Annotated in this window: 21 protein-coding genes and 2 tRNA genes; 9 read left to right on the top strand and 14 right to left on the bottom strand. The window is 58.8% G+C overall.

Features of this window, described 5'->3' with window-relative positions; translation table 11 throughout:
- From NW870_RS11210 to NW870_RS11190, 5 genes are all read right to left on the bottom strand, one after another.
- Positions 1 to 80, bottom strand: a tRNA-Leu gene (locus NW870_RS11210).
- 83 nt (positions 81 to 163) lie between these two features.
- Positions 164 to 1,054, bottom strand: coding sequence for a M23 family metallopeptidase (locus NW870_RS11205; protein ID WP_414375326.1), 891 nt, complete (start codon positions 1,052 to 1,054; stop codon positions 164 to 166).
- Positions 1,055 to 1,110: 56 nt separating this feature from the next.
- On the bottom strand, positions 1,111 to 1,944 hold the full coding sequence (locus tag NW870_RS11200; RefSeq protein WP_414375324.1) for a biotin--[acetyl-CoA-carboxylase] ligase: 834 nt from the start codon (positions 1,942 to 1,944) through the stop codon (positions 1,111 to 1,113).
- 12 nt (positions 1,945 to 1,956) lie between these two features.
- The gene (locus tag NW870_RS11195) at positions 1,957 to 2,589 is read right to left on the bottom strand and encodes a DUF3318 domain-containing protein (RefSeq protein ID WP_011432111.1); all 633 of its coding nucleotides are present in this window, start codon (positions 2,587 to 2,589) and stop codon (positions 1,957 to 1,959) included.
- A gap of 14 nt (positions 2,590 to 2,603) precedes the next feature.
- Positions 2,604 to 3,323 (bottom strand): pyridoxine 5'-phosphate synthase, encoded by a 720-nt coding sequence (locus NW870_RS11190; RefSeq protein WP_414332176.1) that lies wholly within the window; start codon positions 3,321 to 3,323, stop codon positions 2,604 to 2,606.
- 168 nt (positions 3,324 to 3,491) lie between these two features.
- Between NW870_RS11190 and NW870_RS11185 the strand changes: the two genes are divergently transcribed.
- Positions 3,492 to 4,538, top strand: a complete 1,047-nt coding sequence (locus NW870_RS11185) for a hypothetical protein (protein WP_414332177.1) — start codon at positions 3,492 to 3,494, stop codon at positions 4,536 to 4,538.
- Between the two features lie 31 nt (positions 4,539 to 4,569).
- Here the strand turns inward: NW870_RS11185 and NW870_RS11180 are convergent, their stop codons facing one another.
- Positions 4,570 to 4,947 (bottom strand): hypothetical protein, encoded by a 378-nt coding sequence (locus NW870_RS11180; protein ID WP_414375322.1) that lies wholly within the window; start codon positions 4,945 to 4,947, stop codon positions 4,570 to 4,572.
- 161 nt (positions 4,948 to 5,108) lie between these two features.
- On the opposite strand from NW870_RS11180, the gene lepB reads away from it, so the two are divergent.
- Positions 5,109 to 5,795 carry a signal peptidase I gene (gene lepB / locus NW870_RS11175; protein ID WP_041436160.1) on the top strand — a complete coding sequence of 229 codons (687 nt, stop codon included), beginning with the start codon at positions 5,109 to 5,111 and terminating at the stop codon, positions 5,793 to 5,795.
- A 28-nt stretch (positions 5,796 to 5,823) separates the two neighbouring features.
- Here lepB and sds read toward each other — a convergent pair whose 3' ends face one another.
- Positions 5,824 to 6,795: a solanesyl diphosphate synthase gene (gene sds / locus NW870_RS11170; RefSeq protein ID WP_041436149.1), complete on the bottom strand. Its 972-nt coding sequence runs from the start codon at positions 6,793 to 6,795 to the stop codon at positions 5,824 to 5,826.
- Positions 6,796 to 6,909: 114 nt separating this feature from the next.
- Between sds and NW870_RS11165 the strand changes: the two genes are divergently transcribed.
- Positions 6,910 to 7,305, top strand: a complete 396-nt coding sequence (locus NW870_RS11165; RefSeq protein WP_414375320.1) for a metal-sensing transcriptional repressor — start codon at positions 6,910 to 6,912, stop codon at positions 7,303 to 7,305.
- A gap of 233 nt (positions 7,306 to 7,538) precedes the next feature.
- On the opposite strand, the gene NW870_RS11160 is transcribed toward NW870_RS11165, so the two are convergent.
- Entirely contained in the window at positions 7,539 to 7,985 is a 447-nt protein-coding gene (locus tag NW870_RS11160; protein ID WP_414375318.1) for a TerB family tellurite resistance protein, read from the bottom strand.
- A 262-nt stretch (positions 7,986 to 8,247) separates the two neighbouring features.
- Here NW870_RS11160 and rpsP point away from each other — a divergent pair, with 262 nt between their 5' ends.
- The 5 genes from rpsP to cysQ all read left to right on the top strand — a co-directional run bounded on the left by rpsP (position 8,248) and on the right by cysQ (position 11,816).
- A complete protein-coding gene (rpsP, locus tag NW870_RS11155; protein WP_414375316.1) occupies positions 8,248 to 8,724 on the top strand; it encodes a 30S ribosomal protein S16 in 477 nt (158 codons plus the stop codon).
- Between the two features lie 64 nt (positions 8,725 to 8,788).
- Positions 8,789 to 9,049: a KH domain-containing protein gene (locus NW870_RS11150; protein ID WP_414375315.1), complete on the top strand. Its 261-nt coding sequence runs from the start codon at positions 8,789 to 8,791 to the stop codon at positions 9,047 to 9,049.
- Positions 9,046 to 10,149: an ArsA family ATPase gene (locus NW870_RS11145; protein WP_414350343.1), complete on the top strand. Its 1,104-nt coding sequence runs from the start codon at positions 9,046 to 9,048 to the stop codon at positions 10,147 to 10,149. The genes NW870_RS11150 and NW870_RS11145 overlap by 4 nt, the downstream gene beginning before the upstream one ends.
- Before the next feature lie 61 nt (positions 10,150 to 10,210).
- Positions 10,211 to 10,972 (top strand): imidazole glycerol phosphate synthase subunit HisF, encoded by a 762-nt coding sequence (gene hisF, locus NW870_RS11140; RefSeq protein ID WP_414375313.1) that lies wholly within the window; start codon positions 10,211 to 10,213, stop codon positions 10,970 to 10,972.
- A 16-nt stretch (positions 10,973 to 10,988) separates the two neighbouring features.
- Positions 10,989 to 11,816 carry a 3'(2'),5'-bisphosphate nucleotidase CysQ gene (cysQ, locus tag NW870_RS11135; RefSeq protein WP_414358359.1) on the top strand — a complete coding sequence of 276 codons (828 nt, stop codon included), beginning with the start codon at positions 10,989 to 10,991 and terminating at the stop codon, positions 11,814 to 11,816.
- A gap of 12 nt (positions 11,817 to 11,828) precedes the next feature.
- Here the strand turns inward: cysQ and NW870_RS11130 are convergent, their stop codons facing one another.
- Positions 11,829 to 12,293: a pentapeptide repeat-containing protein gene (locus tag NW870_RS11130; RefSeq protein WP_011432098.1), complete on the bottom strand. Its 465-nt coding sequence runs from the start codon at positions 12,291 to 12,293 to the stop codon at positions 11,829 to 11,831.
- Between the two features lie 249 nt (positions 12,294 to 12,542).
- Positions 12,543 to 13,310 (bottom strand): PspA/IM30 family protein, encoded by a 768-nt coding sequence (locus NW870_RS11125; RefSeq protein ID WP_414358372.1) that lies wholly within the window; start codon positions 13,308 to 13,310, stop codon positions 12,543 to 12,545.
- Positions 13,311 to 13,595: 285 nt separating this feature from the next.
- On the opposite strand from NW870_RS11125, the gene NW870_RS11120 reads away from it, so the two are divergent.
- Positions 13,596 to 14,537 carry a phosphoribulokinase gene (locus NW870_RS11120; RefSeq protein WP_414330145.1) on the top strand — a complete coding sequence of 314 codons (942 nt, stop codon included), beginning with the start codon at positions 13,596 to 13,598 and terminating at the stop codon, positions 14,535 to 14,537.
- Positions 14,538 to 14,647: 110 nt separating this feature from the next.
- On the opposite strand, the gene NW870_RS11115 is transcribed toward NW870_RS11120, so the two are convergent.
- The 4 genes from NW870_RS11115 to NW870_RS11100 form a co-directional block, all read right to left on the bottom strand.
- Positions 14,648 to 14,719 (bottom strand) — tRNA-Val (locus NW870_RS11115).
- A 115-nt stretch (positions 14,720 to 14,834) separates the two neighbouring features.
- Entirely contained in the window at positions 14,835 to 15,149 is a 315-nt protein-coding gene (locus tag NW870_RS11110) for an antibiotic biosynthesis monooxygenase family protein (protein ID WP_414344235.1), read from the bottom strand.
- Positions 15,150 to 15,152: 3 nt separating this feature from the next.
- The gene (locus NW870_RS11105) at positions 15,153 to 15,899 is read right to left on the bottom strand and encodes a phosphoadenylyl-sulfate reductase (protein WP_414375312.1); all 747 of its coding nucleotides are present in this window, start codon (positions 15,897 to 15,899) and stop codon (positions 15,153 to 15,155) included.
- Between the two features lie 76 nt (positions 15,900 to 15,975).
- The gene (locus NW870_RS11100; RefSeq protein WP_414375311.1) at positions 15,976 to 16,905 is read right to left on the bottom strand and encodes a metallophosphoesterase family protein; all 930 of its coding nucleotides are present in this window, start codon (positions 16,903 to 16,905) and stop codon (positions 15,976 to 15,978) included.
- Positions 16,906 to 17,307 lie beyond the last annotated feature (402 nt).

The following is a 17,307-nucleotide window of genomic DNA, read 5'->3' as shown; positions in this document are numbered from 1 at the left end:
GCGGACGAAGGGACTTGAACCCTTACGCCTTGCGGCACTAGATCCTAAGTCTAGCGCGTCTGCCGTTCCGCCACGTCCGCAAAACCTGCATGACCCAACTGGTTACCTGCGCCAGCATTCCAGTTGGAGCCCGCCCACCTATGCTAACCCAAGCCGGCTCTGGCTAACCCGGCAGCTGGGCAACAGCAACCTTCAGATCATCTGTGGCGTCCAGAACCACCCAACCTTGCCCCACCGCCCGCTTCCACAGCTCAAAGTGGAGGTGCGGCCCAGTTACCGCTCCGGTCGCCCCCACATAGCCGATGACGGATCCCCGCTCTACCACTTCCCCCGGTGTTACAGCAACTTCGGACATGTGGCCATAGCGAGTGCGCCGACCGCCGGCATGCTCCAGCACAACGGTGATCCCTAGACCCCCCAGGGATCCCGAAGTGACCACCTTGCCGCTTAAAGAGGCCAAGATCGGCGTGCCCATGCTGGCCCCCAAATCCACTCCAGCATGAAACTCCGGCTCTCCGCGGATGGGGTGAATTCGCATGCCAAATCCAGAAGTAATCGGCACCGGGTGAGGTAGGGGGTAGAGCAGTCGTTCGTCACCTGCCGCCAGTTCAGGCAACCTTGGCGTTTGCGGTTCAGGAGCTTGGGGCTGGCTGGGATCCTCGATGCGAATCTCTTGGCCGGGGGCGAGAATGATGCGGCGACCGGAGCTGCGTTCCATCAGCACCACCGGCACCCCACCTTCAGGCTGAGCATGGGGAACCAGGTCATGGTTCTTCTGGGGCTCAATCACGATCTCGCGGCCCACTACCGTCTCTGGGCGGGTTTCTGCCTCAAGGGTCGCAGGGCTGCCCTCTCCCAGGGGAATGGCTCCATCCAGCAGCAGGGCTGCTGCCCCAGGCGTGTCTAGGGCCGGTTCCACCATGGGCGGCGGGGGCAAAGGGGTTGGTTGGGTTTGGGCCAGCAGAGCAGTGGGATAAAACCAGAGCAGAGCCAGCCCCAGCTTCAGCCAAAAGCGCAGCTGCCAAGCTCGGGGGGAGAAAAGGCGCGCTGCCATAACCAAAAGCTTCATCACCGAGTTCAACACAGGCCACATAAAAAACACAAGAGAAATTACAGGCTATCGCCCGCCGGCATGTGATAGCTCAAGCGAACTTGGTCGGGTGTAAGCGTCCGGATGGATTGCTGCTGTTGCCAATGTCGCTCCCCTTGTGTTTGTACTCGCACCCTTCCATCCTCGGCAAGGCCCAAGATCGTGAGGCTAGTCCCCCTTTCGAGCCATTGGACTTGCGGCTTGACCATCCAGGCTTCGTACTCTGAGCGAACGGGGGCAAATCCCCCTTGCAACCAGACGTGGAATCCCTGCTCCATCCCCTGCAGAACCCAGCCGGCAATCTCGGTGCGGTCGAGTGAGCGGTGCAGAGGGGATCCCAAAATTTGGGCTAAGGTGATTGCCCCAATGGGAACGGGGTTGTTGACATTCACCCCCACACCGGCCACCAACCCCAGCAGTTGCCCGCTCCCCCCAAAGCGGCTTTGCACCAGGATCCCCCCCAGCTTGAGCAGAGAATCCGGGCGCTGCTCGTCCACCACCACCAAATCGTTGGGCCATTTCAGCCGCAGCGGGATCCCAAGGTTTTGCCGTAAACGGCCCGCAATGCCCCAGCCCAAGGCCAGGGTCAGTTCCAGCAGCGAGTAATGCAAAGGCGGGGATCCCAGCCAAACGGACAGGTACAGCCCCCCCGGCTGCGAGTGCCACACTCGCCCATGTTGACCTTGCCCAGCCCGTTGGCGGGTGCTGACCAAAACTGTGCCCACCGGCAGCGGCTGTGGGAACCGACGGCCCCAGTCCAAGAGCAGCCGATTGGTGGAATCGGTCACCGCCACTTGCAGCAGATGGCGGCCCCACCGGCCCGCCTGGGATCCCAGCCGCGAGGGAGAAAGCATCTCTACCCGGGATTAGCTCAACACAATGTCTTCCGCCGGACGCTGGGCCAGCCGCTTGAGGTTTTGGTAGCGCAACATGTCCAGCAGATCATTGCCCGAGCGCCCCTCCAGACGGGCCTCCACATGCAGCGCCTGCCCTAGGGCCTCCACCGCCTGCAGCCGCGGGATCCCGCGCAACACCAGGCGATCCACCGCATAGGCGTCAGCAGCCAACAGACGACGGTCATTGGTTTGGTCGCGGCGCAACTGCCAGAGGGCCAAGCCACTCAAACCACCCGAAACGGTTGCTCCCACGGGATCCTGTTGTACGGCCTCGAAGATCAAGCTCAACCCCCCCAGAGCTGCTATGGCCAGGTAAAAGTCGATCTGCCGCGACACCGCCCGACTGTAGTAGCCCACCTTGTGCAGGAACAGCCCCGCCCGCTGCAGGGGGGTAAATTGCCGCCACTCGTAGGGCTTGATGAACAGCCGCATCTGCCGTTCCCAGGGCATTTGCCGACGGCCTTTGATCACCACCGTTTGCCGTTCCGAGGCGGGCAAGATCTTCACACTCTCCCGCATACTGGCTGGCAGCAGATCCAACAGGCGCTCAATCTCCGCCTGATCCAGAACGTAGTTTTCGTAGCCGTAGTATTCCGAGTTCATGCCGGGCCTGCTCCTCAGCTTAATCCCATCGCCTGACGCATCTCTCGCACCGCCCGATCCAGCCCCACCAGCACCGCTCGACTGATAATGCTGTGGCCAATGTTCAGCTCCTCCATTCCCGGAATCCGCGCCACCGGGCCGACATTCCAGTAGGTGAGGCCATGTCCCGCATTCACCCGCAAGCCCAGTTGAAGGGCCTGTTGGCTGGCCTTTTCCAGGTGGTCAAGTTCCACCTGCCGCTGAGCTGCGGATGAGGCTTCTGCGTAGCGCCCCGTGTGCAACTCCACCCAGCGGGCTCCCACTTGGGCAGCAGCAGCAACTTGGGTCGGATCCGGGTCGATAAACAAGCTGACGGGAATGCCGGATCCCTGCAGTTGGCCGACCACATCCCTGAGGCGCGACACCTGCCCCGCCACATCCAACCCACCTTCGGTGGTGATTTCCTCCCGCCGCTCAGGAACCAAAGTGACGTAGTCAGGCTTAATCTCCAGGGCAATCGCCACCATCTCCTCGGTGGCTGCCATCTCTAAGTTGAGGTGGGTGCGCACAGTTTGCCGCAACAGCCGCACATCCCGATCTTGAATGTGACGGCGATCCTCGCGCAAGTGCACCGTAATGCCATCTGCCCCCGCCAGCTCGGCAATCACCGCTGCCGCTACCGGATCTGGCTCCACCGTGCGGCGTGCCTGTCGAAGGGTGGCAATGTGGTCGATGTTAACTCCAAGACTTAACAAGGCTTTACTGCTTTGGGTGTAGAGGAGAATACCCCTAGTATTACATTATTCAATTTACGCCGGTCAGATGAGCCAGGATGCCATGGGCCTCAGGCCGCGAGGGTGTAGGCTTTACTCTATGATCAGGTAGCGACGTCTCGCCTGTGCGGGATCCACTCCGGGCTTGCCATGACTGATCCAGATGCCTCTCTGGCGGTGGGACAACACTCCATTGTTGACCGGGCGCGAGTGCCGGCCTTAATTGCCCAGTACTTGCCGGTGGAGATCTGCATTTACTACCAAGTCGTCCCCTTGGCCCTGGATACCGACAGCCTCATCTTGGGCATGGTGGATCCCCAGGATTTGGCGGCGTTGGACTATGTGAGCAAAATGCTGGCCTATTCCCAGATTTCCGTCCAGCCAATCCCTCTCACCGCTCAGCAGCAGCAGGATTTAATTGCCTACTACTTCAGCCATCCCCCCGACCCGGCAGAGGTGGAGCGGCTGCGCCTCCAGGCCCAAGCCAACCGGGTGACTCGGGAGGTTCCTGCTCCCGTGTCGGGGCCACCCACGCAGTTGAGGCCAACCCAGCCTCCGTCCGTCCCCGCCGACGAATCAGAAGAGACAGTGCAGCAGTTGCTCAACTCGATGCTGCGGCGAGCTTTGGATGAGAAAGCCGAGCAAATTTTCGTGGAGCCTCAAGAGGGGCCTTCTTGTCGAGTGCGCTACCGCCAGCAGGGGATTTTGCGGGATCTGTTCAAAGATCTCTCCGAGTCCATACGAGCGAAGTTGATCACCGCCATGAAGCGGATGATGGCGCTGGATCCGGAGTTGATCGGGGAGCCGCAGCAGGCAGAGGTGGAGCGGATGTACCGGGGGGAGCCACTGGTGTTGCAGTTGCGCATCATACCGCAGCGCTCCAAAAGTGGCCAGACTGCCGCCTCTAGAGAAGGGGCCATCTTGAGCATCCTGCGAGGGGAAGCTCTCCAGAAATATCAACAAGGCCAGAATAACCTCCGCGTCTCTGAGACCCTAGCTTTGGCCCAACAGACCTATCAACTGCTGCAACAATTGCAAAGTGCTCTCAGCAACACAGTTGACAAGCTTAAGCAGTACCCCAGTCCGCCGCGGAGCGACTGGCCCCTGATGACGGAGGTGTTGGCGGCTATTCAAGCCCAAGCCCAGATGATCGCCATCCACCAGCAGGACTGGGAAAAACTCAATTCCGGCAGTTGACCCCCCAAAACCAGCCCCGAGCAACATCCCTTCAACGGGATCCCTCCCGCAGCAGCACCAAAATCACTCCGGCAATGATGCTGATGGTGGCACCGGCAATCAGGCTGGTGGCTAGACGTTCCAGCCGTTCCCCGATGGTTTGTGAGGTGTCGAACTTAAAAGTGAGCTTTTCGACATCACCTGAGAGCTTTTCGACATCGCCCGAGAGCTTTTCGACATCGCCCGAGAGCTTTTCGACATCGCCCGAGAGCTTTTCAACCCGCTCCGAGAGTTTTTCGCTATCCCCTGAGAGCCGATCGATCCGCCTCAAAACTTCCTCTTGTTGTTGGGTGAGACGAGCTATTGCTTGGCTATTGGCCTCGACCAGGCGCTCGACTCGCTCTAGGCGCTCTTCTGTTGAAATCGTCATAGGGGCTAACAGTCGCGAGTACGGTACACCAGAATACCCATCCTATGCTATTGCCGGCTATTCGTCTCTCCGGCAGGGGTTTAATGGGAGGGCCTCCCATTCTGCTGGCCTGGATGGGGTGCGATAATCTTGAGATCGTGAAGTCTTGTTCGTTAGCTTCCATGCCGTCAAAAGATCCAACTCCTCTGCCCAAGCCCCAGTCGCCATCAGGGGAAACCCCTGCCAGCTCGGGATCCCGCAGCTGGTGGCAGGCGCAACGGGAAAACCTTCTGACGGTGGTGCTGGCTCTGTTGCTGGCCTTCGGCATTCGCACCTTTGTGGCAGAGGCGCGTTGGATCCCATCTGATTCGATGCTGCCCACTCTGGAAGAAGGGGATCGGCTGGTGGTGGAAAAGGTCAGCTACCGCTTTGGTTCGCCCAGACGAGGTGACATCATTGTTTTCAACCCCCCCGCCAAGCTGAACTTTGACGGGGCCTACATCAAGCGGGTGATCGGCCTGCCGGGAGATCGCATTCGCATCGCCAACGGTGAGGTCATCATCAACGGGATCCCGCTGCGGGAAGACTACATCTATGCCCCCCCCGACTATTCTTGCCCTGGCGAGCGCTGTCCTGGAGTTCCCAATCAGGGATCCGAATTCGTGGTTCCTCCCCGCTCCTATTTTGTGATGGGGGATAACCGCAACGACAGCCAAGACTCCCATGTGTGGGGTTTCTTGCCGGAAGAAAACATCATCGGCAACACCATTTTTCGCTTTTGGCCCCCAAATCGCCTACACTTTTTCGCCCCGCCAGAATATCCTGAGCTTCTTCCAGAGGCCCAAGTGTTGGGCAACACAGCCCGGTAGAAAGCCAGCTTGACCCTGTCGGGACTGCTCAGTGCAGCCGCTCCAGCACATAGTCCACCATCTGAAACAAAGCACGACGCGCCGCAGAGTCCGGCAGGCTATACAGCGCTTCGGCAGCCCGCTGGGCGTAGTCGCGGGCCAACTGACGAGAGCGTGGGATCCCTTCGCTTTGATACACCCACTCCAGGGCCTGCTTCAGGTCTTGCGGGTTGGACAGCTCCCTGAGAATGAGCTCTCGCATCTGGGGAAATTCCTCTAGGGCAAACAGAACGGGTGCAGTGAGGTTGCCTTGGATGAGGTCGGATCCCACAGGCTTGCCAAGCGTCTCTGCCGAAGCGGTGAAATCCAGCAGATCGTCGACAATCTGAAAAGCAATGCCCAGATCCCGCCCAAAATCGAACAGGCGATCCGCCACTTCCTCGCTAACCCCGCTCAGCAGGCCAGCAGCCTTGGAACTGCCGGACATGAGGGAGGCCGTTTTGTAGAAGCTCTTGGCCAGGTAGTCTTCCATCGACACATCCGGGTCGAAGCGGGTGAGGCTCTGGCGCACCTCTCCCTCCGGCAAATCCATGATTACTTTGGAAAGGAGCTTCACTACCTCCAGGTTGTCCAGATTGGCCAAGTACCAAGCAGCTTGGCCGAAGAGGTAATCCCCCGCCAGCACGGCTATCCGATTGTCGAAGAGGGTATTCACCGTATCGATGCCCCGTCGTACATCGGCAGCATCAATCACATCGTCGTGAACCAGGCTGGCCGTGTGGATCATCTCAGTAATCTCTGCCAAGCGCCAATGCCGTGGGGTAATCTCTCCATCTGGGGTGGTGGCGCGGGCGATGAGGAGCACAATGGCTGGCCGGATCCCTTTCCCTCCCGCCGAAAACAGATGTTCGGCAGCCATGGCCAGGATGGGGTGCTTGGCACTGACCAACCGCGTTAGGTTCTGGCGTAAACGCTCCAGATCCGCTTCTACAGGGCCAAAGGGGGAGAGCACAGAGGTCATGGAGCCAAAGTATGAGAGGTTTTACAAAATTTCACATCTTTTCCTATTGTAGAGTACCCCATCGTTCTCGGGGAAAACCAAGCGGTATCATGCAGGCAGCCCTTTGCCCTTTTTATGTCGGATCCCGTCCCCCCACTTCGATCTCATTCCGTTCCACCGCTCCCTTCAGAACCCGATTGGGAGGAGGAGTGGGAGCTGGCGCTGGAAAAGCCGCCGCTGTCTGGGCGGGCCCAGCCTCACCATCATGATCCCCAGTCTCGGCGCAAGTTGATCAACCGCTTGGCTCGCATCGAAGGGCATCTGCGTGGGATCCGCTCCATGATCGAGCAGGATCAGCCCTGTCCAGATGTGCTGCTGCAAATTGCCGCCGTCAAGGGAGCGCTGGATCGGGTGGCGCGGCTGATTTTGGACGATCACATTCGCCACTGCATCCGCCATGCCATCGAGACCGGCAATATCGAAGTGGAGCTGGAGGAGTTGCAGCGGGCTCTGGATCGTTTTATCGGCTAGGTTTTGATGGTCATTTTGATTTAAACTAGGACACTGCACTCACACCTAAAACATTGGATGCACCAGTCTAGAAGGCTTTCTCAGTAGCCCAGGTGTATCACCCTAACCTGAAACGACCATATGATCTGACTCAATCTAGAAACCCCCCCTAGCTTGGTTCAAGGAAACACCAAGCCGGAGTGTTGATGCAGTGGCCAAGGCGGGTTGTCGTTATGCTACCCGCTACCCCAATGTCATTCAGAAGGTTGGGGGGAGGGCTGGGCATAGCGCTCCAGCAGGGATGCGCTTTTCAGTTGCCACTGCAGTCCCATGAAGGCCCAGTCGATAAACTCGTTGATCTCCTCAGCGCTGAACTGCATGGCTTTGCCGATCTCGAAAATTAGCTCCTCTTCTTTTTCCACCAGCTGGCTATTCACCACCGCCATCGCCGCCAGATCCCGCAGGATCAAGGCCCCCGCCGCGTTGCGCATGGGCGGGATCCCACTGATATCCAAAGGCGCACCTGTTTCATCCGCCAGATAGGTCTGGGCCAGTGGCGCTTCGATGCCTACCCCTTCTGCGATTTGCATAAAAAAAGAGGTTTCTTCTTCGTCCAACTGGCCATCCACTCGGGCCACCGCGATCAGGGCCTTGAGGTAGAGCTGGCGCTGCTCGTCTGTCAAATCGGCGTAGTTGATCATGGGAGTTGCTGCTGAGTGTAGGGTTTTCTCTTCAACTCTGCCATGAAGGTTGTCTTCCAAACCGGGGTCGGACATTTTCCAGTCAAGTTCCAGTCAAGCAGAAAATCGCTTAAAATAAAAGGCCTGTGTCTACCGGCCAAACGCCAAAGGCTCGGAGCGAGGCTCTGGAGCTTCAGCAGGCTTGGCGGGTCTAGGCGAACTCTTTTTTGGATTTTTTGGATCTTTACAGCTTGCGGAGCGTCCCCCAAGGAGTGGATACCCCATGGTCAAATTGCGGCTCAAGCGCTACGGAAAAAAGCGGCAACCCAGCTATCGCATCATCGCCATTGAAAGTAAAAGCCGCCGTGAAGCCCGTCCGCTAGAGGAACTGGGTTACTATAACCCGCGCACCAAGGAGACGGTTTTGCAAACGGCAGGCTTGCTGAAGTGGTTGCGTTGTGGCGCTCAGCCCACAGAGACGGTGGACAGTCTCCTCAAAAAGGCCGGCATCTACGAGATGTTGAAAGCAGGGGAAGGCGGAGTGGTTGCCTCGATTCGCATCCCGGCCATCGCCAAGCCTGAAGCTGGGATCCCTGAGGCGGCAGAAGAGACTGCTGCAACAGAGTCCGTGGCCGAAGCTGAAGTCGCCGATGTTCCCGAATCGGAATTGAGCGAAGCTGCCACCGAGACAGCAGCAGAATTAAGCCCTCCGGAAGCTGAAGTTGAAAAGCCTCAGGTTGAGGAAGCGGTTGAGACCTAGGGTCGGCTGCGCTTTCGGCTAAGCTTGGCTTGGCCAGTTGTTCCCTCCTGTCGTCTAGCTCTCTATGCCAGACTACAAGGCTCTCGCCCATCTTTTGATCGAACCGTTGCTCAGCAGCGCCTCTCTTCAAACGGATGTGGAAACCACCTGTGGCGGGCGAAAGGTATGGCTGCGGCTGGCCTTTGACCCGAAGGATCGGGGGCGGGTATTCGGGCGGGGCGGGCGCACCCTGCAAGCGATTCGACAGGTGATGATGGCCGCAGCTCAGTTGGCAGGTCAATCTCTGTACATCGACATCTACGGAGAAGCGGGAGAGCGGGAATGAGCCAAATTCTCACCTTTCTGGGCAAGGGGGGCACAGGTCGGAGCACCTTGGCCGTGGCGGCAGCTCGGGCCGCAGCCCAGCAGGGGCGGCGGGTGCTGTTGGTGGGCCATCAGGCGGGGCCGGGGTTGGAAATGCTCTTGGGCGGGATCCCGCTTTCCGGCGAGCCGGTGACCATTGCTGCCAACTTGAGCGTGGTGCAGTTGCGGACAACCCAACTTTTGGAGCAAAACTGGACGGCAGCCAAAGAGCTGGAAGCCCGATACGTGCGCACTCCCTTTTTCCGGGAGATCTACGGCCAGGAATTGGGGGTGTTGCCGGGTATGGATCAGGCCCTGGCCCTGGAAGCTCTGCGCCGTTACGATGCCAGCGGCCAATACGACTGCATTCTCTACGACGGGCCGGGGGATCTGACCACCTTGCGAGCTTTTGGGATCCCGGAGGTGGCCAGTTGGTACTGGCGGCGGGCTTCCAAGGCTTTTTTGGGATCCGACTTGGCCAAAACCCTGCGACCCTTTGCCGAGCCGTTGCTGCGTTCGGTGAGCACTGTGGAGTTTTCCTCTCTGGAGGATCTGCCGGAGCGGTTGGGGGGCATGACTAACCTCTTGGAGCAGGGACGACAGGCCATTGCCGATCCGCGCCGTGTGCTGGCCCACCTGGTGACCACCCCAGACCCGATGGCCGTGCAAACCGCCCGTTACCTTTGGGGGAGCGCTCAGATGGTAGGGCTGACGGTGGGTGGCCTCTGGGTCACCCCTCTGGCTCCGGGGGAGGTCTCGGCTGCCGATTTTTTCCCGCTGACAGTACGGACACTCCCCCTGCGTCAGGGATCTGATTGGTCGGCTTTGGAAGCGGCAGTAGGAGGGATGTTCGCCGTGCCGGATGTGCCGCCGCCCGTGGCCATCGACGAGGGATCCCGTACAGTCAAGCTGTTTATTCCCGGCTTCAGCAAGGCGCAAATCGAGCTGAGCCAGTCGGGCCCGGAGCTGACCATCACCGCCGGGGATCAGCGGCGCAACTTGTTCTTGCCCCCCAGCTTGGCGGGTCGGCAGGTGACCGGGGCCAAGTTTCAAGAACCCTTCCTGGTCATCAGCTTCGGCTAAGACCATCCCCAGGTGTTCCCCTCTGTTCGCGTCAACGGGATGGAGTCCTCGGGAGAGAGCGATGTTGGCCAAACGGATCATTCCCTGTCTGGATGTGGCGGCGGGGCGCGTGGTGAAAGGGATCCAGTTTGTGCAATTGCGGGATGCCGGGGATCCGGTAGAGCTGGCCCAGGCTTACGATCAGGCAGGAGCCGATGAGCTGGTCTTTTTGGACATCACCGCCACCCACGAAGAGCGGGAGATCTTGCTGGAGGTGGTGCGGCGCACCGCAGAGCAGGTGTTCATTCCCCTCACGGTGGGAGGGGGGATCCGCGATCTGGAGGGGATCCGACAACTGCTGCGGGCCGGGGCGGACAAGGTCAGCCTCAATTCGGCGGCGGTCAGGGATCCGGATTTGGTGACTCAAGCCAGCCGCTGGTTTGGATCCCAGTGCATTGTGGTGGCCATCGACGCTCGCGCCAAACCGCAGGGAGGGGGATGGGAAGTGTACGTGCGCGGGGGGAGGCAGCCGACGGGGCTAGACGCGGTGGAGTGGGCCAAAACCGTGGCCGAACGGGGGGCAGGGGAGATCTTGCTCACCAGCATGGACGCCGATGGCACCCAGGCCGGCTATGACCTGGAGCTAACCCGGCGGGTGGCCGAGGCGGTGTCGGTGCCGGTGATCGCCTCTGGGGGTGCAGGAGCGTGTGCCCACATCCGCCAGGCTCTGCAGGAAGCGGGAGCAGAAGCAGCGCTGTTGGCTTCTCTGTTGCACTACGGCCAGTTAACGATTGCCCAAATCAAAGCCGACTTGGCCGCCCACGGCATTCCGGTGCGTTGCTAACTCTGCGAGGGATCCTATGCAAGCTCAGGATCTGGCCGCTCTCTTGCCCAAGGTAAGTCGGCTGGCGGAGGCGGCAGGACAGGCTATTTTGCCCATCTACAGACAGGAGCAGCTTCAGGTAAGGGCCAAGGCGGATGCCTCTCCCCTTACAGAGGCGGATCTGGCCTCCCACCACCTGATCCTGCAGGGCCTGCAAGACCTGACCCCAGGGATCCCGGTGCTCTCGGAAGAATCGGGCGGGATCCCTTACCCAGAGCGGCAACAGTGGGAGCGGTTTTGGCTGGTGGATCCCTTGGATGGCACCCGAGAGTTTATCGGGCGCAACGGCCAGTTTACGGTGAATATTGCTCTCATCGAGGAAGGGATCCCCATCCTGGGGGTCGTCCATGCCCCAGCTCTGGGCCTCACCTACGCGGCTGCGCAAAAGCTGGGGGCCTGCAAGAGGGAAAGGACTCCGTCCTGCGTTCACGAACAGCCCATCCGCACCTGCCCTTACGCCCAAGAACCCCTACAAGTGGTGGCCAGCCGTTCCCACAGCAACCCGGAGACGGAGCAGTTCCTCGAGCGGCTGCGGCAGCGCTGTGGCTCTCTGGAAGTGAAGTCTGTGGGCAGTGCCCTAAAGCTTTGCCTTGTGGCCGAAGGATCTGCCCATCTCTACCCTCGCTTCGGCCCCACCATGGAGTGGGATACTGCCGCTGCCCAGTGCATTGTGGAGCAGGCGGGGGGAAGGGTTACCGATCTGGCAGGGGATCCCTTGCGCTACAACAAGCCCGACCTGCACAATCCATCCTTTGTGGCGGCTGCTGAAGGCATGGCCCAACTGTGGCAGAACCTGATCCCCTGAGCGAAGCCCCGGCTACATGCCCATCTCTGTGGGGTTAAAGCCATCCGGGAACTTGGTGTACTCGTCGTAAAGGGCACCGCGGAAATGGGTGTTGGTGATGATGGCTCCGCGCAGATCGGCCCCAATCCGCAGATCGGCTCGGTTCAGCTCGGCTTCGCTGAGGTCGGCCCTGAGCAATTTGGCCCGGTAGAGGTTGGCCCCCCGCAAATCTGCCTTCACCAACTTAGCCCCAATCAGGTTCACCCGTCGCAGCTTGGCTCCGCGCAGGTCGGCTCCCGAGAGATCTGCTCCCGACAAATCCGCCTCGCGCAAATCTGCCCCACTCAAGTCGGCATCCCGTAGGATAATGCCCTTCAAATTCGCGCCACTCAACTGCGCTCCACTCAGGTTGGAGCCCGAAAAATCCCGTTGGCCAGACGCATAAGCCTGCAACAGTTGCTTGGCATCCAAGAGAGGCTTGATACTTGCTGTTGTCATCGCTGTTTGTTCTCTCACAAAACCGTAGGCAAACTAACCTCAGCCCTGCCGGAAGCAGGCTGTGACCCTTTCGCAGGTTGATTACCCTCTGGGGATCCCTGCCACTCGAGGTGGAACGCTTTACTGACAGACTTTGCCCTGCTGGTCGGCAGAAGGGCTGTCAGAGTTCTTGTTGGTTAGCTTACCACCCCCCGGCCCAAACTCAGCCCGGCAAGCCTTGAGAGTCGGAGGAGAGCGACATTCCGCCTGTTAGAGCTGGTCAATCTCCTTGCGCAAATTTTCCAACTCCAGATCGACCTCGCTCTCACCTGCGGTGGAAGGTCGGCCTGAGGACTTCGCCTCCCCAGAGGGCAACTGACCCTGAATCGACGCCTTGAGCATCAGCAGCTCATGATCCACATCCGAGCCACCCGCCTCCAAAGCGGCAAACTGGTTTTCCAAATTGTCCACCGCCAGCTCGGCTACTGCCGCCGACTGGGCCTCCAGGGAGTTCACCTTCTCCTCCATACGCTCAAAAGCAGCAAAGGCGCTTGTGGCGTCCACCCGCCCGATAACCTGATTGATTTGCTGGGAAGCCTTGGCGGCGCGGGCGCGAGCGATGAGCATGTCCTTTTTGGTCTTGGCCTCAGCGATCTTGCTCTCCAGCTTGGTCATGTTGGACTTCAGGATCTCCACCTGCTTAGTCTGCTCATCCAACTGCCGCTTCAGGCTTTGGGCAGTCTCGGCAAAGGTTTTCTTGCGCACCAGCGCTTCCCGAGCCAAAGCTTCGTTGTTGTTGCGCAGGGCCAACTCGGCGCGTCTTTGCCACTCATCAACACTCTGCTGTGCTTGCTCATACTGCCGCTCTATCCGCTTCTGGGCAGCAATGGCCTGGGCAACCGCTTGCCGCATCTGGTAGTGATCCTCAGACATGTCCTGAATGGTCTGGTTCAGGATTTTCTCCGGATCCTCGGCGCTGCTGACCAGCGCATTGATATTGGATCTAATGATTCGGCTGACCCGATCGAACAATCCCATCGGTTGCTTCCCCCTCTAGCGGTCTGACCTAATGCTACCCTTGCTGCTTTGATGCCTTCCAGTGCTTCTACTCCAGTATAGGGATCCATAGGGCTCCGCTGAAAAAAGCTGTAACGTTCTCTTGCCCCAATACCCTCCAGAGCCGATAATGCTTGCTTAACTTCGTTTGCTGACCGACAATCCCTGTTCTCTGATCGGGGCCATCCGCAGGTCGAAACGAAGTTGAGTTTGGCCGGTGTTGTTGGGAGTTCTCCGCCCCAGGTTCACGATTCAGGAGAGGGATCCGTGGCTCAGCGCCCGATTATTCTGGGTATTGTTGGTGATAGTGCTGCTGGAAAAACCACCCTCACCCGTGGCATTGCCCAAGTCTTGGGGGAAGAAAACGTCACTGTCATCTGCACCGACGACTACCACCGCTACGACCGCAAACAACGCGCTGAACTGGGGATTACAGCCCTCCATCCCGACTGCAACTACCTGGATATCGTTCAGCAGCACCTGACGCTCTTGCGCACCGGCCAGCCGATCCTAAAGCCCGTCTACAACCACAGCACCGGCACCTTTGACCCGCCAGAGTATGTCAAGCCCAACAAATACGTGATTGTCGAAGGGCTGCTGGGCTACTTTACCCGTGGTATGCGGGATAGCTACGATGTCAAGGTTTATTTGGCTCCCCCAGAACATTTACGAGCCCTTTGGAAGATTAAGCGGGACACCCGCAAGCGCGGATATACCGAAGAGCAAGTGCGAGAAGAGCTCAAAAAGCGCGAACCCGACTCAGAGGCTTTTATTCGTCCACAGCGCCAATGGGCCGATGTAGTGGTCACCTTTTACCCGCCCCAAGAGGGATCCGACCAAGACGAGGTATTGCTGAATGCACGCTTGGTGCTGCGCCCCACCATTCCTCACCCAGATTTTTGGCAAATCCTCAATGCCCGCGACAATCACCTTAGCTCTGCCATTCGTTTGGATTTGGATCGGGATATGGGCAAGCCCGTCGATGTTTTGCAGATTGATGCCCATGCTACGGCCAGCCAAGTGATCGAATTGGAGCGGATGCTCTGCAACGAAATCCCTTACCTGGGCAAGTTCTGTAGCTTAGAGGGAAACCCCAATATCGGCCAATTGATCGGCACCACCGGCGAGCTGCTCCAGAGCTATCCCCTGGCTTTGACTCAATTGCTGATCACCTACCACATGTTAAAAGCGGCCAACATCTACCAGTAGAATCCGTGGCGGCGAGGGATCCCCAGTTTCGCAAGACCTGCAGGGTAAGGCTCGGCCCAGCACGGTAACCCGCTCCCAGAGCAGAGTCTTGTGAGCTTCTGCCAAAGACATGGGCTGTGCTGGAATTGAACCAGCGGCTCCCACCGTGTCAAGGTGGTACTCTACCACTGAGTTAACAGCCCCTACGAGCGATGCCGCTGTGCATCTGCCTGAAGGCCGGAAACAAATAATATCACATCTTAACCTGTCCCATTGGGGTCAACCTAGGTGGAGAGTGGACAGGTGCCCTATTTCAAATCAAAAAGGGGATCCGGTCAGCAACTGGTAGTGCAACACCTGGGGTGGGCGAGCAAAGTAGGGCCCGATGAGGGCACGCCAGCGGACAAAGTTTTCCGATTGGCGAAAGTTGACCAGATGGGCCTCTAGGGATCCCCACTGAACGAGCAGTAGGTATTGCTGAGGGTGCTCCAGACAGCGCTGCAGTTGGTGCCCTTGGTAGCCGTCGGTCTGCTGCAAATAGATGAAAGCTTGAGCGATGGCGGCTTCAAAGGCGGCTTCAGAGCCGGGGGTAATTTCAAACTGAGCCACCTCAAGGATGGAGGAAGCAGTCATGGGTTAGGTATGCAGGCCGCATTCGGTCTTGCTTGTGCCCTTCCAGCGTCCAGAGCGGGGATCCGCCCCTGGCTCAACAGGCGCAGTGCAGTGGAGGCAGCCGATACTGGGGTAGTGGCGATCGTGCAGGGGGTTGTAAGGGATCCCGTGGTCAAGGATGTATTTCCAAACTTGGCCATTTGTCCAGTCAGCCAGCGGGTTGAGTTTGAGGCGGTTGCGCTTGCCGTCCCACTGCACCTTGCCGATATCGGCGCGGGTGGGGGATTGTTCCCGACGCATCCCTGTAATCCAAGTGGTGCAACCGGCCAGAGCACGATTCAAGGGCTCCACCTTGCGGATGTTGCAGCAGAGGTCGGGGTCAGAGCGATACAGTTCTGGCCCGTATTGAGCTGCCTGCTCTTCCGGGGTAAGCAAGGGCTTGAAGATCTGCAGTTGCAAGTGGGGGTAGCGCGCCAACACCTGCTCCCGCAGTTGTAGGGTTTCCGGGAAGTGAAAATCGGTGTCCAGAAAAAAAGCGCGAACACGGGGGTTAATCGCCGTGAGCAGATCGATCAGCACTAGGTCTTCCGGGCCAAAGCTACAGGCCAGCACCAGCCCATCTCCAAATTCTTCAACCGCCCAGGTGAGCAGGTCGCTTGCCGACAAAGGCTCAAACCGTTCGCTCAGGGACGCCACTTGAGGTTGATACTGCTCCCGCAGCGCTTGAGCCGCCAGCTCCCAGCGGCTAGAAGGAGAAAGGCTTGCTGTCATAGGGGGAAGACACCGAACTCGACGATTTTTGCTTTTTTTAATCTACACTAATTCGGTCAAGCTTTAGGGGTTTTGATTACCAGGCGGCAGCGGGCAGAGGGAGAGAGCGGGATCCCTTGGCCCGGAGAGGGATTTGTCCCCAGCGATCCCGTCGGATCCCCATCACCAAGCCGTGCCAGAGGGGGCTGGGATCCAACTCCGGCAACTTAACCCAGTGGTAGCGCAACACCCCTCGTCGTGGGTTCACGTCCAGCTCAAACACCCGCAGAGCCGAAACCGGCCCCACTAGAGGAGGTGCTGTCAGGTAGGGGATCCCATCGCGGACATACACCTTCGGCACATGCAGGTGGCCACTCAGCACCGCCACCACCCGTCCGTGACGGGCCAAGAGAGCGTGTAGCGCCGAGGCTGGTTCGCTGAGGAGCCGGTACTTGCGAAACAAAACCGCGTCCATTTGGGTGGGAGCAATGAAGGGCGGCTGATGGATCAGTAGGATCAGCCATTCTTCCGGCACCGTTTGCAGATGTTCGTCCAGCCAGTGCAGTTGGGAGGGGCGGAGCACGCCCTGAGGTAAAGGGAAGCGTCCTAAGCTGGCGTCGAGGGCAATCAAGCGGATCCCGGGCAGAGGGGAAAGGCTGTAATCGACGTAACCGGTGGGAGCCGGGGACAGGGGAAATTGGCTTTGGCACCAACGGATAAACTGATCCCGGTTAAAGCGTCCCTTTCTCCCTAGGGTGTCGATATCGTGGTTGCCCAGGCTGAGGTAATAGGGCACCCGCAGTTGGGCAACAATCTCCTGGAAAGATTGAAAGCTCTCCGGATCCGCTTGATCCACCAAATCTCCGGTAAACACCACGAAGTGCAGATCCGGCACCTGGTTGAGATGGGCAACGGCTGCTTCCAACTGGCGGCGAGGGGAATCCGACATCCACCAACAGCGGCACCCTGTCTCGGGCATCAGGTGGACATCTGAGACTTGAGCAAAGCAAATGCGTTGGGTTGCCATCGTTTAGGTACTTATTCACACCTCACGCCCGCATCATAGTCAATGATGGGCTGGGGGGCTATGGGATTCTCTTAACCTCAGCCGGATCTGGCGAGCACCTATTGGGAACTGAGGACAGGTAGGGCTATGAAAGGGGCGCGCAGACCGGTCAAATCCATCTGAGAGGGTTTCCCGGGCTCTCACCCCCAGCCTCTGTTCCAAAGGGAGAGGGGAGTGTTGCCGTGATTTGGAATGGCTACAGACGCAAATGAGTCTGATTCTTGTTTCAGCATCGTTGCTGAGCAACCGCTAGGGTGTAGAGACGCGGATCTTCGACAAGAGGATCCCTAGGTCGTGTTGATCTTATGTTAGGATAGAGAGAATAATTTATAGAGGAAAGAGGATGAAGTTGGTTTTTTTAGA

The organism is Synechococcus sp. R50.1, from assembly GCF_047462115.1.
Lineage (GTDB): Bacteria > Cyanobacteriota > Cyanobacteriia > Thermostichales > Thermostichaceae > Thermostichus.
The sequence above is the reverse complement of the archived record's forward strand: the minus strand, read 5'-3'. Positions and strand labels throughout refer to the sequence as shown.

What these genes read in the sequence shown, in the direction of transcription:
- NW870_RS11205 (WP_414375326.1), bottom strand. Translation starts at nt 1,054, where the DNA reads ATGGCAGCGCGCCTTTTCTCCCCCCGAGCTTGGCAGCTGCGCTTTTGG.
- NW870_RS11200 (WP_414375324.1), bottom strand. Translation starts at nt 1,944, where the DNA reads ATGCTTTCTCCCTCGCGGCTGGGATCCCAGGCGGGCCGGTGGGGCCGC.
- NW870_RS11195 (WP_011432111.1), bottom strand. Translation starts at nt 2,589, where the DNA reads ATGAACTCGGAATACTACGGCTACGAAAACTACGTTCTGGATCAGGCG.
- NW870_RS11185 (WP_414332177.1), top strand. Translation starts at nt 3,492, where the DNA reads ATGACTGATCCAGATGCCTCTCTGGCGGTGGGACAACACTCCATTGTT.
- NW870_RS11180 (WP_414375322.1), bottom strand. Translation starts at nt 4,947, where the DNA reads ATGACGATTTCAACAGAAGAGCGCCTAGAGCGAGTCGAGCGCCTGGTC.
- lepB (WP_041436160.1), top strand. Translation starts at nt 5,109, where the DNA reads ATGCCGTCAAAAGATCCAACTCCTCTGCCCAAGCCCCAGTCGCCATCA.
- sds (WP_041436149.1), bottom strand. Translation starts at nt 6,795, where the DNA reads ATGACCTCTGTGCTCTCCCCCTTTGGCCCTGTAGAAGCGGATCTGGAG.
- NW870_RS11165 (WP_414375320.1), top strand. Translation starts at nt 6,910, where the DNA reads ATGTCGGATCCCGTCCCCCCACTTCGATCTCATTCCGTTCCACCGCTC.
- NW870_RS11160 (WP_414375318.1), bottom strand. Translation starts at nt 7,985, where the DNA reads ATGATCAACTACGCCGATTTGACAGACGAGCAGCGCCAGCTCTACCTC.
- rpsP (WP_414375316.1), top strand. Translation starts at nt 8,248, where the DNA reads ATGGTCAAATTGCGGCTCAAGCGCTACGGAAAAAAGCGGCAACCCAGC.
- NW870_RS11150 (WP_414375315.1), top strand. Translation starts at nt 8,789, where the DNA reads ATGCCAGACTACAAGGCTCTCGCCCATCTTTTGATCGAACCGTTGCTC.
- NW870_RS11145 (WP_414350343.1), top strand. Translation starts at nt 9,046, where the DNA reads ATGAGCCAAATTCTCACCTTTCTGGGCAAGGGGGGCACAGGTCGGAGC.
- hisF (WP_414375313.1), top strand. Translation starts at nt 10,211, where the DNA reads ATGTTGGCCAAACGGATCATTCCCTGTCTGGATGTGGCGGCGGGGCGC.
- cysQ (WP_414358359.1), top strand. Translation starts at nt 10,989, where the DNA reads ATGCAAGCTCAGGATCTGGCCGCTCTCTTGCCCAAGGTAAGTCGGCTG.
- NW870_RS11130 (WP_011432098.1), bottom strand. Translation starts at nt 12,293, where the DNA reads ATGACAACAGCAAGTATCAAGCCTCTCTTGGATGCCAAGCAACTGTTG.
- NW870_RS11125 (WP_414358372.1), bottom strand. Translation starts at nt 13,310, where the DNA reads ATGGGATTGTTCGATCGGGTCAGCCGAATCATTAGATCCAATATCAAT.
- NW870_RS11110 (WP_414344235.1), bottom strand. Translation starts at nt 15,149, where the DNA reads ATGACTGCTTCCTCCATCCTTGAGGTGGCTCAGTTTGAAATTACCCCC.
- NW870_RS11105 (WP_414375312.1), bottom strand. Translation starts at nt 15,899, where the DNA reads ATGACAGCAAGCCTTTCTCCTTCTAGCCGCTGGGAGCTGGCGGCTCAA.
- NW870_RS11100 (WP_414375311.1), bottom strand. Translation starts at nt 16,905, where the DNA reads ATGGCAACCCAACGCATTTGCTTTGCTCAAGTCTCAGATGTCCACCTG.